The following is a 512-nucleotide window of genomic DNA, read 5'->3' on the forward strand; positions in this document are numbered from 1 at the left end:
AATATTCCCGTACCGGACATGATTGCGATGGGGGGACGGAGAAGGCTAGGTGAGCCAGGCGTTGGTAGCCCTGGTGAAAGTGAGTAGGCCGAGGTTCTAGGAAAATCCGGAACCTTAAAGCCGAGACACGAGATGAACTGACCACGGTCAGGAAGTCACTGATGCCACGCTTCCAGGAAAAGCCTCTAAGCTTCAGATCATGTGCGACCGTACCCCAAACCGACACAGGTGGTCAGGGTGAGAATCCCAAGGCGCTTGAGAGAACTCGGGTGAAGGAACTAGGCAAAATGGTGCCGTAACTTCGGGAGAAGGCACGCCGGCGTAGGGTGATGAGACTTGCTCTCTAAGCCCGAACCGGTCGAAGATACCAGGTGGCTGCAACTGTTTATTAAAAACACAGCACTCTGCTAACGCGCAAGCGGACGTATAGGGTGTGACGCCTGCCCGGTGCCGGAAGGTTAAATGATGGTGTTAGCCGCAAGGCGAAGCTCTTGATTGAAGCCCCGGTAAAC

The 512-nt window shown here is 54.7% G+C and carries 1 rRNA gene; it reads left to right on the plus strand.

Annotated features, from left to right (window positions below):
* A 23S ribosomal RNA gene (locus tag A6R74_RS12945) occupies positions 1–512 on the plus strand; the annotation flags it as partial.

This window comes from Halomonas sp. ALS9, from assembly GCF_001651035.1.
In the GTDB taxonomy this organism is placed as follows: domain Bacteria; phylum Pseudomonadota; class Gammaproteobacteria; order Pseudomonadales; family Halomonadaceae; genus Vreelandella.